The organism is Bradyrhizobium sp. 76 (genome assembly GCF_023073025.1).
Classification (GTDB): Bacteria; Pseudomonadota; Alphaproteobacteria; order Rhizobiales; family Xanthobacteraceae; genus Bradyrhizobium.
This window is the reverse complement of record NZ_JADPIS010000015.1, coordinates 780736-798015: the sequence shown is the minus strand read 5'-3', so window position 1 is coordinate 798015 and position 17280 is coordinate 780736. Positions and strand designations below refer to the sequence as shown.

Here is a 17280-nt window from a genome sequence, read left to right as displayed (position 1 = left end):
TCATTCTCCGGAAGGCTCGACCACGGCGAGCTCGACGCCCTCCTGGACGATGTCGCCGACCTTGCATTTGATGGACTTCAGCACGCCGGCATAGGGCGCGCGCAGCGTCTGCTCCATCTTCATCACTTCCAGCGTCAGGATCGGCGCGCCCTTCTCGAGCTTGGCACCCTCCTCCGCCAGCACAGCGACGACGGTACCCGGCAAGGGCGCCGCGATCTTGTCCGCGCCGGCCTGCTCCTCCATCTCGCCGCCGAACGGATCGACCCAATGCAGGTCGAATCGCCCGTTGCGCGTGCGCAAATACAGCTCATGGCCATCGATCACGGCCGCGACCGACGTTTTGACGCCGTCAAGCGTCAGATCGAAGCCGCCGTCCTTCACCACGATCGTGAACGCCAGCTCGCGCTCGCCGATCACCAGTGTGGACGGGCCGCTGCCGTAGTTCAGCCTAACCTTCTGCTCCGGCCCGTGGCCGACGCGGAACGCAAAGCCGCGCTGGCGGCGGCCGACCGGTTGCCAGCCAAAGGTTTGCCAGGGCGAGCTCGCCTCGCCTAGCGCGGCCTGCCGCTCGTCGTTGATCACGGCGGCCACCGCGGCACACAGCTCGAGCTCTCCCGGCGCCGGCGTGGCCTGCGTCAGCACCGCCAGCTCGCGCTCGATGAAGCCAGTGTCGATCGCATTCGCCCTCACCTTCGGATGCGTGATCAGGGCGGAGAGAAACGGGATATTGGTGACGATGCCGCGAACGTCTGAGTCCTCAAGCCCGCGGTTCAGCCGCTCGATCGCGACATCACGCGTCGGCGCCCAGGCGATCATCTTCGCTAGCATCGCATCATAGTACGGCGAGACGGCATCGCCCTCGCGATAGCCCGAGTCGATGCGCAGGCCGCCGGTTTCCGCCGGCAACCGCCAGGTCGAGATCTTGCCGACCGAGGGCATGAAGTTCTTGGTCGGGTTCTCCGCGTAGACCCGAGCCTCGACGGCATGTCCGTTGAGCTTGATCTGATCTTGTTTGAGCGGCAGCGCTTCGCCGAAGGCGACGCGCAACTGCCACTCGACCAGGTCGATGCCGGTGATCAGCTCGGTCACGGGATGTTCGACCTGGAGACGGGTGTTCATCTCGATGAAGAACACGTCCTTGCCGTCGGAGACGAACTCGATAGTGCCGGCGCCGACATAGTTGACGGCCCCGGCCGCTTTTCGCGCGGCGGCGCAGACCGTCTCACGTTGGGCGGGATTGAGCGTCGGCGACGGCGCCTCCTCGATCACCTTCTGGTGGCGGCGCTGCAGTGTGCATTCGCGCTCGAACAGCGACAGCAGATTGCCGTGGCTGTCGCCGATCACCTGCACCTCGATGTGGCGCGGATTGTCGACATATTTTTCGATCAGCATGCGGTCGTCGCCGAACGCGGCCTTGGCCTCGCGCTTCGCACTGACGATCGCAGGCGCGAGTTCATCCGCCGAGCGAACGATGCGCATGCCACGGCCGCCGCCACCGGCGGACGCCTTCACCAGAATGGGGAAACCGACCTTCTCGGCCGCCTTCGCCAGCGTGGCATCGTCCTGGGCCTCGCCGTGATAGCCGGGCACCAGCGGTACGCCGGCCTTCTCCATCAGCGCCTTGGAGCCGGATTTCGAGCCCATTGCGGTCATCATCGCGGCGGTGGGGCCGACGAAGACCAGGCCGGCGTCGAAACACGCCTGCGCAAACTCGGCATTCTCCGACAGGAAGCCGTAGCCGGGATGGATCGCCTCCGCGCCGGTCTTGCGCGCGGCCTCGATCAGCCGCTCGACGTTGAGATAGCTGTCACGGGCACGTGCGGGACCGAGCAGCACGGCCTCGTCGGCGAGCGCGACATGCATCGCGTCGCGGTCGGCCTCGGAATAGACGGCCACGGTGCGCAGGCCCATGGCGCGCGCGGTGCGGATCACGCGGCAGGCGATCTCGCCGCGGTTGGCGATCAGGAGCGTGCGAAAACGGCGGTAGAGCTTTGAGCGGTCCATCGCATCACATCCTGAACAGGCCGAATTTCGTCGGCTCGATCGGCGCATTCGACGCCGCCGAGAGGCCGAGGCCGAGCACCAGCCTTGTATCGGCCGGGTCGATCACGCCGTCGTCCCAGAGACGCGCGGTCGCGTAATACGGGTGCCCCTGGCTCTCATATTGAGCGCGGATCGGCTCGCGGAATTTATCTTCGTCTTCTTTCGACCAACTGTCGCCCTTCGCCTCGATATTGTCGCGGCGGACCTGGCTCAGCACCATCGAGGCCTGCTCGCCGCCCATCACCGAGATGCGGGCGTTCGGCCACATCCAGAGGAAGCGCGGTGAGTAGGCGCGGCCGCACATGCCGTAATTGCCGGCGCCGTAGGAGCCGCCGATCACCACAGTGAGCTTCGGCACCGACGCCGTCGCGACCGCCGTCACCAGCTTGGCGCCGTCGCGCGCGATGCCGCCGGCTTCGTATTTCTTGCCGACCATGAAACCCGTGATGTTCTGCAGGAACACCAGCGGAATGCCGCGCTGGCAGCACAGCTCGATGAAATGCGCCCCCTTCAGCGAGCTCTCGCTGAACAGGATGCCGTTGTTGGCGATGATACCGACCGGAAAACCCCAGACGTGGGCGAAGCCGCAGACCAGCGTCGTGCCGTAGAGCTTCTTGAACTCGTCGAACTCGGAACCATCAACGACGCGCGCAATGATGTCGCGCACGTCGAACGGCTTGCGCCCGTCGACGGGCACCACGCCGTAAATCTCCTCCGCCGCGAACAAGGGATCACGTGGCGGATGCATGTTGAGGTTCGGTCGTACCGATGGCTTCAGCGTGCCGACGATGCGGCGGGCAATGCCGATCGCGTGCGCGTCGTTCTGGGCATAATGATCGGTCACGCCCGATTGCCGCGAATGCACGTCGGCGCCACCAAGCTCCTCCGCGGTCACCACTTCGCCCGTCGCCGCCTTCACCAGCGGCGGCCCGCCGAGGAAGATCGTGCCCTGGTTGCGCACGATGATGCTCTCGTCCGACATCGCGGGGACATAGGCGCCGCCGGCGGTGCAGGAGCCCATCACGATCGCGATCTGCGGGATGCCTTGCGAGGACATCTGGGCCTGGTTGTAGAAGATGCGGCCAAAGTGACGCTCGTCCGGAAAGATCTCGTCCTGCAGCGGCAGGAAGGCGCCGCCGGAATCGACCATGTAGACGCAGGGAAGATTGTTCTGCCGCGCCACGTCCTGCGCGCGCAGATGCTTCTTCACGGTCATGGGATAATAGGTGCCGCCCTTGATGGTGGCGTCATTGGCGACGATCACGCATTCGCGGCCCGCGATGCGCCCGACCCCGGTGACGACGCTCGCCGAATGCACGTCGCCGCCATAGAGGCCATAGGCCGCGAGCGGCGACAGCTCCATGAACGCAGTGCCGGGATCGACCAGCAGGTCGACGCGCTCGCGCGCCAGCATCTTGCCGCGCGAGGTGTGGCGGTTGCGCGAGACCTCGCCGCCGCCGCCGGCGACCTGGCTCAGCTTTTCGCGCAGATCCGCGACGAGGGTGCGCATGGCCTCGGAATTGCGCGCAAAGTCCGATGAAGACGTATCGATGCTGGAATGGAGCGGCATGTTTATTCCAATTGCGTGAAGGTTTTAAGCCGTCTCAGCCATCAATTCGCGACCGATCAGCATGCGCCGGACCTCCGAGGTGCCGGCGCCGATCTCGTAGAGCTTTGCATCGCGCCACAGACGTCCGACCGGAAATTCGGTGGTGTAGCCGACCCCGCCCAGCGCCTGGATCGCCTCACCCGCCATCCACGTCGCCTTCTCGGCGGAATAGAGGATCGCAGCGGCGGCGTCCTTGCGCAAGCTGCGCGCGTGATCGGCGCGGTCGCAGGCACGCCCCACCGCATAGACATAGGCGCGCGTGGCCTGCCAGGTCGCATACATGTCGGCAAGCTTGCCCTGCATGAGCTGGAAGTCGCCGATCGGCTGGCCGAACTGCTTGCGCTCGTGCATGTAGGGCACCACCGCGTCCATGCAGGCCGCCATGATCCCGAGTGGCCCGCCAGAGAGGACGGTACGCTCATAGTCGAGGCCGGACATCAGCACCCTGACGCCCTCGCCGACCTTGCCGAGCACGCTCTCCTCCGGCACCTCGCATTCGTCGAAAAACAGCGGATAGGTGTTGGAGCCGCGCATGCCGAGCTTGTCGAGATGCTGGCCGTGGGTGAAGCCCTTGGCCCCCTTCTCGACCAGGAAGGCGGTCATGCCGCGCGGGCCCGCTTCCGGATCGGTCTTGGCGTAGACCACCAGCACGTCGGCATCGCCGCCATTGGTGATCCACATCTTCGAGCCGTTGAGTACGTAGCGGTCGCCGCGCTTGTCGGCGCGCAGCTTCATCGAGACGACGTCTGAGCCGGCGCCGGGCTCGGACATCGCGAGCGCGCCGACAAACTCGCCGGAGATCAGCTTTGGCAGATAGCGCTCGCGCTGCGCATCATTGCCGTTGCGGCGGATCTGGTTGACGCAGAGATTGGAGTGCGCGCCGTAGGAGAGCCCGACCGCGGCCGAGCCGCGCGAAATCTCCTCCATCGCGACGATATGGGCGAGATAGCCCATGTTGGAGCCGCCATATTGCTCCGGCGCGGTCATGCCGAGCAGGCCGAGGTCGCCGAAGCGCTTCCAGAGGTCCGCCGGGAACAGATTGGCTTTCTCGATATCGGCGGCACGCGGGGCGATCTCCGCCTCCACGAAGGCGCGCAGCGTGTCGCGCAGCATGCTGATGTCTTCGCCCAGATCGAAATCGATGCTCGGGATATTCAAGGCGATTCCTCCGTATTTTGGGGACCAAACCTAGCGGCATCGGGGCCCTTCTGCGGTCGAAAAGGTTGCATTTTCCGCCAAACTTGGCGAGGATTTTTCCAGAGGATGTCCGATGCCTTTTCAAGTCGCAACCGCGATCCCGCGCCGTGCCGTGACCCCTGCCGCCTTCGTCCGCGGCGTCGTTGCCACTTACGAACGCTACGGCCGCGATCCGACCGAGGCGCTGAGCCGGGGTCAGGTAACGCCAGACCTTGTCAATTCTCCGGATGGGCGGGTCACGGCCGGCCAGTTCGAGGCGCTGGCGGGTCATGCCATGCGCGAACTCGATGACGAGGCGCTCGGCTGGTTCTCGCGGCGGCTGCCCTTCGGCACCTACGGCATGCTGTGCCGCGCCTCGATCACCGCCCCGACGCTGGAAGTCGCGCTCAAGCGCTGGTGCCGGCACCACCGCCTGCTGACCGAGGACGTGCTGCTCGATCTCGCCGTCGGCGAGGAGACCGCCGTCGTGTCCATCCGCGAGCTACGCGACCTCGGGCCTTTGCGCGAATTCTGCCTGGTCACCCTGCTCCGCTATGTTCTCGGCTTTTCCTGCTGGGCCGTGGATTCCAGGATCGCGCTCCGCGCCGCGGAATTTCCGCACCCCGAGCCCGGCCACGTCTCGGTCTATCCGACCATCTTTTGCCGAAACATCCGCTTCGATGCGGACCGAGCTTCCATCACCTTCGACAAGCATTATCTGTCGCTGCCGCTCACCCGTAGCGCGGCGGACCTCGACAACATGCTCAAGGGCGCGCTGCGGCTGACCGTACTACCCTATCGGCGCGACCGGCTCCTGGTCGAGCGCGTTCGCCGCGTGCTCCGCAATGCGCGCGGACGCAGCCTCGGAGCCGAGGATGTCGCGAGCGAGCTGGCGCTCTCCACCCGCACCATGCATCGGCGCCTGCGCGATGAAGCGACCTCGCTGCGCGATCTCAAGGAAGAGGCAAAATTCGAGCTCGCCAAGCAGGAGCTGATGCGCGGTCGTAACCCGATCAAGCGGATCGCGGAGATCGCGGGCTTCCGCAACGAGAAGAGCTTTTCCCGCGCCTTCCGCACCTGGGCCGGCGCCTCACCGCGCGAGTTTCGCGGCAGGTATCGCTGACGGTATCGCTGACGCGCGGGCTGTCATGCTGTTGCGGCCTCCGAGATCCAACTCGGAGGCCGCAACATTTCGAAACCGGTCTCGATCAGTTCGAGTTGGTCTGCCCACCCGGGCGAAGCTTGGTGCGCGACTGCGTCTGCTTCGGCTGGAAGGCAAGCGCGTCGGTCGAAGTCTTCGCGCCGCCGCTCTGCGAGCACGAGCCGCCGATGCCGCCGGCCGCGGCCCGGCAGGCCTCCATCGTCGGATAGCCGCAGCCGTGTGCGGCCTGGGCGCCATTGGTGATGCAGTAGTCTTCTGCCTGGGCCGCCGGCGCGGTCATCATGAGAAACGCAGATGCAAACAAGGTCGCCGCGGATGCGACGAACGTCTTCGAGGTCGGGGTCATGTTGTCTTTTCCTGCTTCAGTGTCCCACAAAAGAGGCCTCGGCATGCGACGCAGGCTGAGGTTCACAGCTCGCATGTAGGCCGGCGCCAGGAACCGGCAATCACGGCTCGGCGCATTGCAGAACTTCCCAAATCACATGTCACAGTTAGGTGAGTTACTTATGTTTTATCCGTCTTATCCGAACCTGTATCTCGGCAAGGGGATCACTCCCGCGCCTTCGGAGTTTTGGATGTCGTTGTGCCCGCCACGCTTTGGCACCCGTCCCCGCCGAACTATCCTGCCGCCGCGATCTCCTGCAACGGCAGCGGCACGTCCTTCGCCACACCCAGCACCGGGAAGCTCCGGACGTTCTTCACGTTCGGCATCGCGGCGAAATGCAGGAGCTGCTGGCGCATGCTCTCGACGCTCGGCGCCACGCATTTGAGAAGATAGTCGGTGTCGCCCGAAATCCGCCAGCACTGCTGGATGCGCGGGATCGCGGCGACCGAGCTCTCGAACGCCGCCAGCACCGGCTGGGCCTGGCTGCCGAGCTGGATCGAGACGAACGACACCACCTCGTAGCCGAGCAGCCGCTCGTCGATGACGGCGCGCACCGCCCGGATCACGCCGCGACTGAACAGCGATTTCAGCCGCCTCACGCAGTTGGGCCCGGACACCCCGACGCGCAGCGCCAGCTCGTTGTTGCGAACCCGCCCGTCCTGCTGCAATTCGGAGAGTATTTTCAGATCGACGCCGTCGAGCTGGTCACGCCCCGCCATACCCCACCTCGCCATGAGCCTGTCTTGCGCGGCAGCGAAGCACGGGGCGGAATGGCTGCCAAGGGCAGGACCATGGGAAGAACCGGCGTGATTGACCGAGCTTGTCCCGGCCGTCCGCGCCTTTTCACGCGGAGGCTAAAACGTAGATGCCCGGGACCCGGCTCCGCCTTGCCGGGCATTCGGTGTTGGGCCGGCGAAGCTTCAGCGAAGACGGCAAGCCCGGGCGCGACGAGAGTCTCGACGCGTGGCCCGCCTTCAATGCGTCCAGGGCTCGCCGCGGCGGAACGAGAAATTGTCCGCATAGGCGACCGGACGGCGCACCGATTCCTTCGGCTCGATCACCTGGTAGGCGATGCCCTTGCGCTCGCAATAGGCGACCGCCTCTTCCTTGCTGTGGAAGTGCAGCGTGATCTGCTGCTTCATGTCGCCGGACGAGGTCCAGCCCATCAGCGGCTCGACCGCGCGCGGCTGCTCGGGCTCGTAGTCGAGCTGCCATTCCTTGGTCTTCGACCGGCCGGATTGCATCGCGTTCTTGGCGGGCTTGAAAATGCGTGCGGTCATGGATGGTCCGGGCCTCTTGTTCGTCTTTTCGTCCGATTTCGATGCGTCACGGTAGCAGTTGGTGGAAACCGCGGGCATAGTATAGAGACACCTTTTGGGAACTGATCGGTGATTCCGGCCCCCGGGATGGCTCGCCGATGGGTATAATCATTATGCTGCATCGTGACAATTGCGTACCCGCCTTCCGCGCCGGGGTCTCGCCCGGCGGCCCTGCTTCGTTGACATCTCCCTGTCCGTCCCCTCCGAAAGCTCCCGTCGCATGTCCTTCCTGAACATCAACGCCACGCTCCCCGAGAAGGGCCGTGACCTCAGGCTCGACCTGTTTCGCGGCATTGCGAACTGGGCGATCTTCCTCGACCATATCCCCGACAACGTGGTGAACTGGATCACCACCCGCAATTACGGCTTTTCCGACGCCGCCGATCTGTTCGTCTTCATCTCCGGCTACACCGCATCCTTCGTGTATGCGCGGATGATGCTCGAGCGCGGCTTCCTGGTCGGCGCCACCAGGCTAACCAAGCGGGTCTGGCAGCTCTACGTCGCTCACATCATCCTGTTCGTGATCTACATCGCCTCGATCAGTTATCTGGCGCTGCGCTTCGGCGATTCAGAGATGATCAACGAGTTCAACGTCGCCGGCCTGGTCGACAACGCCACCGAGACGCTGCGCCAGGGCCTGTTCCTGCGCTTCAAGCCACTCAATCTCGACGTGCTGCCACTCTACATCGTGCTGATGGGACTGTTTCCGCCGGTGCTCTGGTTCATGCTGCGCAAGCCAGACCTCACCATGGCGCTCTCAATCGTGCTGTGGCTCGCCGCCCGGCATTTCGGCCTGAACCTGACCGCCTATCCGGCCGGCCAGTGGTACTTCAACCCGTATGCCTGGCAGGTGCTGTTCGTATTCGGCGCCTGGTGCGCCATGGGTGGCGCGCGGCGCTCGATGACGCTGATCAACGCGCCGGTCACGCTGTGGCTCTGTCTCGGTTACATGCTGTTCGCGCTGGTCATGACCATGGCTGGTCGTTTCCCGACCCTCGGCGGCATGTTCCCGGAATGGCTGTTCTCGGCATTCAACCCGAACGACAAGACCAACCTCGCGCCCTACCGCTTCATCCACTTCGTCGTGATCGTGATCCTGGTGATCCGCTTCGTGCCGAAGGACTGGCCGGGCCTGGAATGGAAAGGGTTCGACCCCATCATCGTGTGCGGCCAGCAGTCGCTCGCCGTGTTCTGCGTCGGCGTGTTCCTGTCCTTCGTCGGTCATTTCGAGCTGTCGATGAGCTCGGGCTCGCTGTTTGCGCAGATCTTCGTCAGCGTCGCCGGCATCGCGATCATGACCACGGTGGCGTATTACATCTCCTGGTCGAAGAAGCAGGACAAGCCGCTGAAGCCGCCGCCGCCCAAGCCTGCGGCCGCAAAGGCCGCTTGAAGGGCAGCAGCGATACCGCGCCGGACGACAGCGACGCCGCTTCAGGCCGCCGCTTCGCTATCGTACTCGGTGAATTTCTTGTAGATCCAGTCGCGGCCGTCGTGGCGGCGCCAGACCTTGCCGTAAACGAGCTGCCCGTTGATCGAGCGGCGCGGCACGAGCACAGTCCAGAGGTGCCAGATCTCGGTCCAGCTCGCCTGCGGACCGGTGGTTCGGACGTTGCGATCGAAAGACATGATGCAGAACTCACAGGATACGAGCACTGCGACGAACTGTGATGTCGTGTGAGCACGAATTCAGGCAACCCATCGCGAGCCGGACCGATCTGATAACAGTCACGAAGGCGGCCGCAACAACCGCTCGCCCTTAACCTAACCGGTCAACCTTACTTCCTGTGAGCGCGTGGCAAGACCGGTTGAAAGCGCTCGCCGATTTTCCTAGACTGTGTGCGATTTGAGAATGAGCGCGTCGTTTTGAGGACGCGCGGTGATTTCCAGGCTGACGCGAATTTTTGAAAACGATTGATGGGCGGGGCCACTACGATGAATTTGCAATGTGCATGTCTGCGCTTGGCGCTGCATTCGACGCCGCCTGCTCTGCCCGCCAAGACGCCGGAGCAAGAGCCGCGGAAGGTCGCCAACGACAATCAGCTGGCCTGGCCGTTCATGCCGTTTCCGTTCGGCTGGTACGCGACGAACTGATGGTTGGAAAAGCGTAACGCCGCGCAAGCGGAATATCATCGCTTGGCGGCGTCCGTTAGGCATTGGGCGCTGAAATCCCCCAACACCTATATGTCTAGGGCGACGCCTAAAGGTTCGACAAAGTTTTACGATTTCCGCACCGGCCGACCCGCCCAATGCCTTGAAAAATCGCGCGGAAGTCGCGTTGCGCAGGGAATGAGCGCCGAGGGTTAGGAAGGCTTTGGCAGCTCCGGCATCTGCATCGAACGCGGCTGGTCGGCTTGGCCTGGATCGCCGCGCTCGGCTGGAAACCGCGCTCGCCTGGATCGCCTGGCGCCTCGCCGAATGGCTGTTGTTCTCTGGTGCCGTTCCGACCCACCTCCGGACTGGTCGGGGCAGCTGGATTCGAACCAACGACCTGCAGTACCCAAAACTGCCGCGCTACCAGGCTGCGCTATACCCCGAATGTCCGGCGAGCCCCGTCGATACACGCTTCCCAAAGCGCCAGCAAGCCTTCCAAAGGCGCCAGCAAGCTTCCCAAAGACCGTCAGGACGGGGGCGCGATGGCCCTGCCAATAGCCCCTTGCCCGCCTACTTGCTGCCGAACAGCGGGTGGCCGACGCGGTCGCCGGCGCGGATACCATATTTTTGCGCCGTCCCCGCCACCACCTCCAGAACGGCCCGCGCGGGCCCCCTGGATGAGATGATCTTTGTCGACATCGGCTCGGTATTTTCGGCGATGCGCAGGATGCGGCCGTCGGCGCGAATGAAGATCATGTCGAGCGAGACGTAGGTGTTCTTCATCCACATCGACACCTCCTGCTCGGGATTGAAGTCGAACAGCATGCCTTTGCCGTCCGCCAGTTCCTTGCGGTACATCAGGCCGGTCTGCTTCTCCTCCTCGGTGGTCGCGATCTCGACCGAGAACACCTGCACGCCGTTCCTGGTGACGATCTCGAGCGGCTGGAAGCTGGCGGCGCGGACGGGTGCGCTCGCGACGGCACAGCCGGCGATGACGAGGATGGCGGCAAGCCAGCCCTTCGCAACGGCGAAGACGGCCTTTCGATCGAAATTCATGGATGGCTCTCGAGGCGTGGGACTGGACCAGTCCTTACGTGGCGGTCGCCGGAAAAGCCAGAGGCGCGCCGGCCAGCCAGCGCGCCTCTGCTCACGATCGCGGGAATGGAATTAGTGGGACGAAACCGGCGATCCCGTCTCGGGATGGATCTCGGCCGCCATCATGCCCTTGGAGCCGGGTCCGAAGCGGACCAGGACATACTGGCCGGGCCGCAACTCGGTCATGCCGAAGCGGCGCAGCGTCTCCATGTGCACGAAGATGTCGGGCGTGCCCTCGCCGCAGGTCAGGAAGCCGAAACCGCGGAGCCGGTTGAACCACTTCACCTGAGCCCGCTCCAGCCCGCTGGTCGCGGTCACCGTGACATGGGTGCGCGGCGGCAGCATCTGCGCCGGATGGATCGCCGTGGATTCGTCCATCGAGACGACGCGAAACGCCTGGTAGCCCTTGGCGCGCTGGATGCACTCGACGACGATGCGGGCACCCTCGTAGGCGGTCTGGAAGCCGTCGCGCCTAAGCACGGTAACGTGCAGGAGCACGTCGGGCCAGCCATTGTCGGGAACGATGAAGCCGTAGCCCTTTGAGGCGTCGAACCATTTGATGACGCCGTGAACCTCGACGAGGTTGGCGCTGCTCTCACCAAGTCCCGTGAACGGACTGAGTGCGCTGTCGCGACCGCCACCGCCGTGTTCGCCCACCGCGGGAACTCCGACCTTCTTGGACTCAAATCCGTCCGACGACCCCATAACCCCGGACCCCACACATGCCATGCAACCCGCCTGAATGGCGGCGCCGAATCACGCGTCTTTAGAGAATCTTCTCAACTCGACGCGACGCGAATCTTTCGACTCAAAAGATAACACTCCCGGTTGCGACGCATAGACAAAAAAGAGATTCGGCGGAACCTATGAACAGCTTGCACAGGCGCGAATCAAATTGCTGCCTCAATTACCGACAAAGGGCCCGAGCGTTTCGCCGATATCGTGGCGGATCACGAGGTCGGCGATGTCGTCCTGCTCGGTGGGCTCGCGATTGACGATCACCAGACGTGCGCCTGATCTCTTCGCCATCATCGGAAAGCCCGCGGCCGGCCATACCACCAGCGAGGAACCGATCGCGATGAAGAGGTCGCAGGCTTGCGACAGCGCGGTCGCGCGCTGCATTTCGTCCTCGGGCATCATTTGGCCGAAGGAGATCGTGGCGGTCTTCACCGGCTCGTCGCACACGGTACAGTTGGGCGCGGCGCCCTCCCCGTCGAAGCGGCGCTTGACCCAATCAAGCGGATAGGCCTGACCGCATCCGATGCAGCGCGCATACGTGGTGTTGCCGTGAAGTTCGACCACGTGGTCGCTCGCGACGCCTGAGGCCTGGTGCAGATTGTCGATGTTCTGGGTGATGATCGCGGGAACCTTGCCGGCACGGTAGAGCGAGGCGAGTGCGCGATGGCCGCGGCCGGGCCTGGCCGCCGCAAAGACCTCCTCCATCGCGAAGCGCCGGCGCCAGGATTCGTCGCGCGCCTCCTGGCTGGCGACGAACTCGTCGAATGGGATCGGGCGGTTGCGCGTCCAAATTCCGCCCGGCGAGCGGAAGTCGGGGATGCCGCACTCGGTCGAGATGCCGGCGCCGGTGAACGGCACGATCCGTTTGGCTTCGGCGATCATGTCGCCGAGACGCTCGACGCCGCTGCGAAGATCCGATGCAATCAACGCGGCCTCCCGTTTTGCTTTGCCGATTTGTTTTTGCGCTAGCTGCAGCATGCGCAAGCGACAAGATTGTTGACGCGGTTATCCACCGCGGCACACGACGTGGTCGGCAATTTTTTCCGACCCTCGCTTATCACAATCCTGCAATGCCTCCTCCCCATTGACGCCCCAATCAGAAGCGCCAATGCATGTGTTGACGCGACTCAACGTGATTGCGGCGGCAGTGCTTGAGTTCAGTAGGACACATACTCACGTGCAGAGGGGATTTGAAATGACCGAGGACGAACAACGTAAAATCCGCGAACGCGAAGAGATCGCCGCCCGTGTCGCCGCGTTCCGTGCCACCCAGGAAAAATTCAAGCGGGAGCGTGACGAGTATTTCGTGTCGACGCTCGACAACGCGCGCAAGGTGGAGCGGCCCTCGCTCTGGCCGTAACGACACCAGATCACCGAGCATGAAAAAAGCCCGGAGCGTTGCTCCGGGCTTTTCATTTGGTCAGCCGTTACCAGTGACGGTAATAATGGTGGCGGCGGTAGTACGGTCCATCGCCGTAATAGGCGTACGGACCGGGGCCGTAAGCATAAGCGGGGCCGCCATAGTAGCCATACCCCGGGCCGTAGCCGTAGCCATAAGGATGGGACGCGGCGACGGCGCCCGCAGTGATGGCGCCGGCGGCCAGGCCGAATGCGAGGCCCGGACCGATGCCGCGGCCGCGCGCCTCGGCAGGCGCAGGCGCCGCGACCGCGGTCACGCCGACGGCCGCAACGGTAGCCAGAACTGCCAGTGTCTTCCTCATCATGAATCTCCTCCTTCGTATCTCGCATAGACAACGCCGGCGCGGTGAGATGGTTGCGCGCACGGCTGTGGAACCGAGCTCGGATTAAATCCGCCACGCATGGAACAGGCGCGCGTTCCGCGAATTGCTTGTTCAAGTGCGGACGCCTCCGCCATCCGGTTGAGGCAACAGCACGAAGACCCCGTTAGCATCACCAATGCTGGCGGGGTTTTCAGTTTCACGGACAGCAAATTGGCAACGCAGCACAATTGCTGCCAGCGGGGAGCGTCCAGGAGGATAAAGTGCCGATATCCAGATTGCTGGCCCGTATCCGCAGGCTGGTTCCGAGATCGGGCGATCAGCATTACGACGAGATCGTCCGCAGTTTCGGTGTCGGCACGCTGCGCCCGCCGCCGACGCCGATGAGCGACGGCGAGTTGGCGCGGGCCATTGCCGAGTTCCTTAAGGAACACCCGTCGAGCGAGTCCGTAGGCGCCCTCGGCCGGCGGCTCGACCCCACCACCCCGCTTTGAGGCGCCGGTCCGTCTTGTCCGGGAACATGCGCTTCGCGCGCACGTTGGCGTAGCCTTCAAGGAGAAAAGAGGCCGACATGCCCGTTTGGCTCGAAGTCCTGCTCAACCTGTCCGGTTATGCCGGTTTCGTGGCGCTCGCCTCACATGGCACCGCGTGCCCAGGGAATTGCGCCGACCATCAGATCTCCGGCGAGGACCGTTAATTCGTGTGAGGTGGCTGGCCCGCCGTGCGCATCAGCCTGTCGGCCTTGACCGCGACACGCGTGTCCTCGAGCTGTGGCCGCAGCGAGACGCTGATCACCACGAACGCCAGACAAAAGAGCGTGCCGACGATGGCGACGCGCCGGTAGGTGTGGCGGTCGCCTTGATAAAAGCTCGGTTGTGAAAAAGGTGTCATGAATTCGTTCTTGGCAAAATTGCTTGTTGGCCAAAGTCGCTTGTTGGCAAAGTCGTTTCCAGACGTCGCCAGACACACCTATCCCAAGCAGCGGCAAGCGCAACGCGATTGGGCTTTTAACCTAACCGAATAGGGTTATCGGCTTCGCGGCAAGCTTCCGTTAGGAGTTCGCCAAGCGCCTTCAGAACTCGGCGAGCCGTCTCAACCTCGCGCGAAGCCGAGGCTGCGGAGTTTGTGGCGATCCGCCGTCCGGCTTTGTTCCAGCTTCACCTGCCTTTCGTTCTCGAAGAACGAATCGGAATCGCAGAAATCGGCGCGAAGCAAGTCTTAACTCTTCGTTTGTGCGCAAACGATCGCATCATCGCCAACGGTCGCGCGCTCACATCGCGTCATCGGATTTCGATCGCGGTGGCACCTGCGGCACCGACGGCCTGCCTTTGCGCAAGCGCGGATGCCGGTCGTACAAAAACACTTTTGCGATCTCGGCAAACATCTCGATAAACCAGCACGCATCCATGTCGCGTCTCCCTCGCCTGATCTCGTAGCGAGGACAGGCGAACGGCACTGTGCGAAGCATCACGCCGGCTGGGTCAGAGAGGGCATGTCCCGCATCGACACAGAAGCCACGGCTTGTTCTGCATCCGACTCCACTTCGTTCGCAAGGAACGAATCGGAGTCGAGGAATCAGCGCAAAACGATTCCTAACGATCGGTGAAGGCAGGCGCGATTGCCTGTTATCGTCGACGTAGTGCGACGCTCATCACGCTGCGCGCTTCACCGTCTCCTTCCCCGACAGATCCTTCTCCGAAAAGCATTCGAGGATCTGGATGCGGAGTTCTTCCGCGGCCGGACCTTCGAGCTTCCTGAGCTGATTCCAGAGCCTGATCACTTCGCGTTGTTTCTCGACAGTCATGGGGACCTCCAACCAAATGGTCGCCGCCAAAGAGATGCTTCACTAGAACAAACTAAGAACAAAAAGTCCAGCCCCTCCCGCGAAATTCGCCGGGCACATCGCCTTGAGCCTTCCGCGCGTCGGCGCGGTTGCTTTTTGGGTTTTCAACCTTAAGTTCGAGAACGCGGCCGGCGGCGCGGCGCTGAAATCCCATCGCAGCCAGCCAGGAAGGCCCCGTGCGAAAGCGCGGGGTTTTTCTTTTGGGGAACGCGCCATGGCCCTCCCCGTTAGTCATTCCGGAGCGAGGGACCGTGACCAGAAAATACTACGCCGTCGAGGTGGTGCGTCAGATCGAGGAGACCGTGGAAATCATGGTCGAGGCGCCGGATCAGACCGCCGCACATGATGCAGCGCTCGCGCACCTGAAGGCGCGCGGCTCCGAGTATCAGTGGCTCAATCCCAAATGCGATCTCGTCGTCTGGCGCGAGCGCCAGGTCGATACGCCGGCGATCGTCGACGTGTCCGTGTCGGCGGAGTAGCAGCCGGAACGAATTTTTTCGTCTCGCGTTGTCAAACCGAATTCAGTGGTGCTGGCGGCATGTCGCGACGCGGCCGACCAGCTTGAAGAGCCCCGGTCCCTAAGCCCGGGGTTTTTCTTTGAGGCGGCCGCCATCCAAGCGATGGCCCGAACAGCAAAGCAGCCACCCGGGCGTTACGCCGGGTGGCTGCTTTGAGAACTGTCGACGCTCGCCTCTGTCCGCCTCTTAGACCAGCAAAGTCAGACCGGCAGATTGTCGGTCATCCCGGGCGGGACTTCGCTTTGCTTGGTCCGCTCGGCGAGAAGCTCCTTTTCGGCCTCGTACCAGAAGGTGTCCATCGTGCCCGCGGGCTCGCCGGCCTCCTTCCAGAGGTGATAGGCGCGGTTTCGAATCTCTACTTCACTGAGACCAGTCATGTGATTTCTCCCTTTCGGAAGCAAAGCCTGACGACGCCCGAGAGTTCCCTAACAGAGTTCCTTATTGGTTCAGCACAAGCAAGCGGTCATTGCAGCACTCCGCGGCAGCACTCCGCGAAAAAGAGGGTCCACAACGAAAACGCGAGCCCTTGGCGAGCCCTTGGCGAGCCCTTAGACGGAGTCCTTGGCCACCTTCAGCGGCGAGGCCTTCACCGACTTGCTCGCCGGCTTCGCGGCGAACTGCATCGGCTCCTTGGTGAAGGGATTGACGCCCATGCGGGCTTCGGTCGCCGGCTTGTTCACAACCGACATCTTGACGAAGCCCGGAATGACGAACTCGCCGGACTCGTTGAGCTCCTTGTAGCCGACGGTTGCCATGTACTCGATGACCGACTTCACGTCGTTCTTCGACAGCTGCGTACCCTCGGCAATTGCATCGATCAACTGAGTCTTGGTCATCTTCGCCATGTCTGAATTTCCTTCTGTGCGCGCGAGCAGGCTTTGCTCAGGACGCGGTCCAACCGCGCAACGCGCTTCTGATTCATGCCAACTTTCATGAAGTGACGGGGCTTAGAACCCATCGACGCCCAAAACGCAAGCAGGGGGTTCTGGGGGAGCCCGGACGCCCCGGCAAAGATGCCGCAGCTTGCGCCGTTTCCACGTTGAACCATTTTCTTCCTGAGGCGTCTAACTCTTTGAAGTCCCCAAGCTTCACCCCCATCAGAGAGCCCCGCTTCCCCCAGGCGGGGCTTTCGCCTTTTCCGGGGGACCCGGCCGCGCAATGCCGATCAGGCTGGCCCCCAGGTCTGCGCCTAGGGCCGCGCGGGTGACCGTCACAAGGCAGGTTCTCTTTTCCGGTCATCTCCTGCATAATGCGGCATGGCAAAAACAAAAGTGACCTTCAAAACCGTCCGCATTGCAGACAACGACTGGAAAATCCTGGCGGATTACCCGGACAGCGAACAGCGCGAAATCAAGGGCTTCACCAGCAAGGCAGATGCCGACGACTGGATCAACGGCGACCGCAAGATCGCGTGGCTCCGCTCCCAGGGATACGCCAAGTAAAGCGCGCATAAAGTCACGCGCGCATCGTGTGACGCCCTTAGGGGTATGAGGCGCGCTTCGTCCCTCCCCGTTCCAGATGTTCTTTCCGTGCCGGCGCATTGCCGAGCAGGCGGCAATGCC

23 protein-coding genes and 1 tRNA gene are annotated in these 17280 nt (G+C 63.3%); 8 read left to right on the top strand and 16 right to left on the bottom strand.

Annotation, left to right across the window (positions count from 1 at the left end):
- From IVB48_RS04865 to IVB48_RS04855, 3 genes are read right to left on the bottom strand one after another with little or no spacing between them, the layout of a single operon-like run.
- Positions 1–2004 (bottom strand): acetyl/propionyl/methylcrotonyl-CoA carboxylase subunit alpha, encoded by a 2004-nt coding sequence (locus tag IVB48_RS04865; protein WP_247397883.1) that lies wholly within the window; start codon positions 2002–2004, stop codon positions 1–3.
- 4 nt (positions 2005–2008) lie between these two features.
- On the bottom strand, positions 2009–3613 hold the full coding sequence (locus IVB48_RS04860; RefSeq protein WP_247397881.1) for a carboxyl transferase domain-containing protein: 1605 nt from the start codon (positions 3611–3613) through the stop codon (positions 2009–2011).
- Positions 3614–3637: 24 nt separating this feature from the next.
- Entirely contained in the window at positions 3638–4810 is a 1173-nt protein-coding gene (locus IVB48_RS04855; RefSeq protein ID WP_247397880.1) for an isovaleryl-CoA dehydrogenase, read from the bottom strand.
- Positions 4811–4922: 112 nt separating this feature from the next.
- Between IVB48_RS04855 and IVB48_RS04850 the strand changes: the two genes are divergently transcribed.
- Positions 4923–5951, top strand: coding sequence for an AraC family transcriptional regulator (locus IVB48_RS04850; RefSeq protein WP_247397878.1), 1029 nt, complete (start codon positions 4923–4925; stop codon positions 5949–5951).
- An 85-nt stretch (positions 5952–6036) separates the two neighbouring features.
- On the opposite strand, the gene IVB48_RS04845 is transcribed toward IVB48_RS04850, so the two are convergent.
- The 3 genes from IVB48_RS04845 to IVB48_RS04835 form a co-directional block, all read right to left on the bottom strand.
- Entirely contained in the window at positions 6037–6336 is a 300-nt protein-coding gene (locus IVB48_RS04845) for a DUF3551 domain-containing protein (RefSeq protein WP_027569935.1), read from the bottom strand.
- 272 nt (positions 6337–6608) lie between these two features.
- Complete coding sequence (locus IVB48_RS04840; protein WP_007610167.1) at positions 6609–7094, bottom strand: Lrp/AsnC family transcriptional regulator; 486 nt, start codon at positions 7092–7094, stop codon at positions 6609–6611.
- A gap of 255 nt (positions 7095–7349) precedes the next feature.
- Positions 7350–7655 carry an ETC complex I subunit gene (locus tag IVB48_RS04835; protein WP_007591346.1) on the bottom strand — a complete coding sequence of 102 codons (306 nt, stop codon included), beginning with the start codon at positions 7653–7655 and terminating at the stop codon, positions 7350–7352.
- Between the two features lie 259 nt (positions 7656–7914).
- Between IVB48_RS04835 and IVB48_RS04830 the strand changes: the two genes are divergently transcribed.
- Positions 7915–9084 carry an OpgC domain-containing protein gene (locus IVB48_RS04830; protein WP_027569934.1) on the top strand — a complete coding sequence of 390 codons (1170 nt, stop codon included), beginning with the start codon at positions 7915–7917 and terminating at the stop codon, positions 9082–9084.
- Positions 9085–9125: 41 nt separating this feature from the next.
- Here IVB48_RS04830 and IVB48_RS04825 read toward each other — a convergent pair whose 3' ends face one another.
- Positions 9126–9320, bottom strand: coding sequence for a hypothetical protein (locus IVB48_RS04825; RefSeq protein ID WP_027569933.1), 195 nt, complete (start codon positions 9318–9320; stop codon positions 9126–9128).
- A 333-nt stretch (positions 9321–9653) separates the two neighbouring features.
- Between IVB48_RS04825 and IVB48_RS41095 the strand changes: the two genes are divergently transcribed.
- Complete coding sequence (locus tag IVB48_RS41095; protein ID WP_256468855.1) at positions 9654–9785, top strand: hypothetical protein; 132 nt, start codon at positions 9654–9656, stop codon at positions 9783–9785.
- 366 nt (positions 9786–10151) lie between these two features.
- On the opposite strand, the gene IVB48_RS04820 is transcribed toward IVB48_RS41095, so the two are convergent.
- The 4 genes from IVB48_RS04820 to IVB48_RS04805 all read right to left on the bottom strand — a co-directional run bounded on the left by IVB48_RS04820 (position 10152) and on the right by IVB48_RS04805 (position 12545).
- A tRNA-Pro gene (locus IVB48_RS04820) sits at positions 10152–10228 on the bottom strand.
- A gap of 127 nt (positions 10229–10355) precedes the next feature.
- Positions 10356–10841: a DUF192 domain-containing protein gene (locus IVB48_RS04815; protein ID WP_027517796.1), complete on the bottom strand. Its 486-nt coding sequence runs from the start codon at positions 10839–10841 to the stop codon at positions 10356–10358.
- 111 nt (positions 10842–10952) lie between these two features.
- Positions 10953–11585 (bottom strand): cold-shock protein, encoded by a 633-nt coding sequence (locus tag IVB48_RS04810; protein WP_018457757.1) that lies wholly within the window; start codon positions 11583–11585, stop codon positions 10953–10955.
- 198 nt (positions 11586–11783) lie between these two features.
- The gene (locus IVB48_RS04805) at positions 11784–12545 is read right to left on the bottom strand and encodes an NAD-dependent protein deacetylase (protein WP_247397876.1); all 762 of its coding nucleotides are present in this window, start codon (positions 12543–12545) and stop codon (positions 11784–11786) included.
- 268 nt (positions 12546–12813) lie between these two features.
- Between IVB48_RS04805 and IVB48_RS04800 the strand changes: the two genes are divergently transcribed.
- Positions 12814–12978 (top strand): hypothetical protein, encoded by a 165-nt coding sequence (locus IVB48_RS04800; RefSeq protein ID WP_007610153.1) that lies wholly within the window; start codon positions 12814–12816, stop codon positions 12976–12978.
- 67 nt (positions 12979–13045) lie between these two features.
- Here the strand turns inward: IVB48_RS04800 and IVB48_RS04795 are convergent, their stop codons facing one another.
- Positions 13046–13339 (bottom strand): hypothetical protein, encoded by a 294-nt coding sequence (locus tag IVB48_RS04795; RefSeq protein ID WP_247398192.1) that lies wholly within the window; start codon positions 13337–13339, stop codon positions 13046–13048.
- A 296-nt stretch (positions 13340–13635) separates the two neighbouring features.
- On the opposite strand from IVB48_RS04795, the gene IVB48_RS04790 reads away from it, so the two are divergent.
- Both IVB48_RS04790 and IVB48_RS41090 read left to right on the top strand, forming a co-directional pair.
- Positions 13636–13851: a hypothetical protein gene (locus IVB48_RS04790; protein WP_247397874.1), complete on the top strand. Its 216-nt coding sequence runs from the start codon at positions 13636–13638 to the stop codon at positions 13849–13851.
- Positions 13852–13928: 77 nt separating this feature from the next.
- Positions 13929–14054, top strand: a complete 126-nt coding sequence (locus tag IVB48_RS41090) for a hypothetical protein (protein WP_256468854.1) — start codon at positions 13929–13931, stop codon at positions 14052–14054.
- On the opposite strand, the gene IVB48_RS04785 is transcribed toward IVB48_RS41090, so the two are convergent.
- Both IVB48_RS04785 and IVB48_RS04780 read right to left on the bottom strand, forming a co-directional pair.
- Positions 14051–14248: a hypothetical protein gene (locus IVB48_RS04785; protein WP_247286143.1), complete on the bottom strand. Its 198-nt coding sequence runs from the start codon at positions 14246–14248 to the stop codon at positions 14051–14053. The two genes, IVB48_RS41090 and IVB48_RS04785, sit on opposite strands and share 4 nt — an antisense overlap.
- Before the next feature lie 760 nt (positions 14249–15008).
- Positions 15009–15161, bottom strand: coding sequence for a hypothetical protein (locus IVB48_RS04780; RefSeq protein ID WP_197031199.1), 153 nt, complete (start codon positions 15159–15161; stop codon positions 15009–15011).
- Positions 15162–15451: 290 nt separating this feature from the next.
- Here IVB48_RS04780 and IVB48_RS04775 point away from each other — a divergent pair, with 290 nt between their 5' ends.
- A complete protein-coding gene (locus tag IVB48_RS04775; protein WP_247286144.1) occupies positions 15452–15679 on the top strand; it encodes a hypothetical protein in 228 nt (75 codons plus the stop codon).
- Positions 15680–15918: 239 nt separating this feature from the next.
- Here the strand turns inward: IVB48_RS04775 and IVB48_RS04770 are convergent, their stop codons facing one another.
- Together IVB48_RS04770 and IVB48_RS04765 are read right to left on the bottom strand one after the other, a co-directional pair.
- Complete coding sequence (locus IVB48_RS04770) at positions 15919–16095, bottom strand: DUF2934 domain-containing protein (RefSeq protein WP_084462276.1); 177 nt, start codon at positions 16093–16095, stop codon at positions 15919–15921.
- Positions 16096–16266: 171 nt separating this feature from the next.
- Complete coding sequence (locus IVB48_RS04765) at positions 16267–16563, bottom strand: HU family DNA-binding protein (protein ID WP_007591377.1); 297 nt, start codon at positions 16561–16563, stop codon at positions 16267–16269.
- 411 nt (positions 16564–16974) lie between these two features.
- Here IVB48_RS04765 and IVB48_RS04760 point away from each other — a divergent pair, with 411 nt between their 5' ends.
- Positions 16975–17160, top strand: coding sequence for a hypothetical protein (locus IVB48_RS04760; RefSeq protein WP_007591378.1), 186 nt, complete (start codon positions 16975–16977; stop codon positions 17158–17160).
- The last annotated feature ends 120 nt before the right edge of the window (positions 17161–17280 follow it).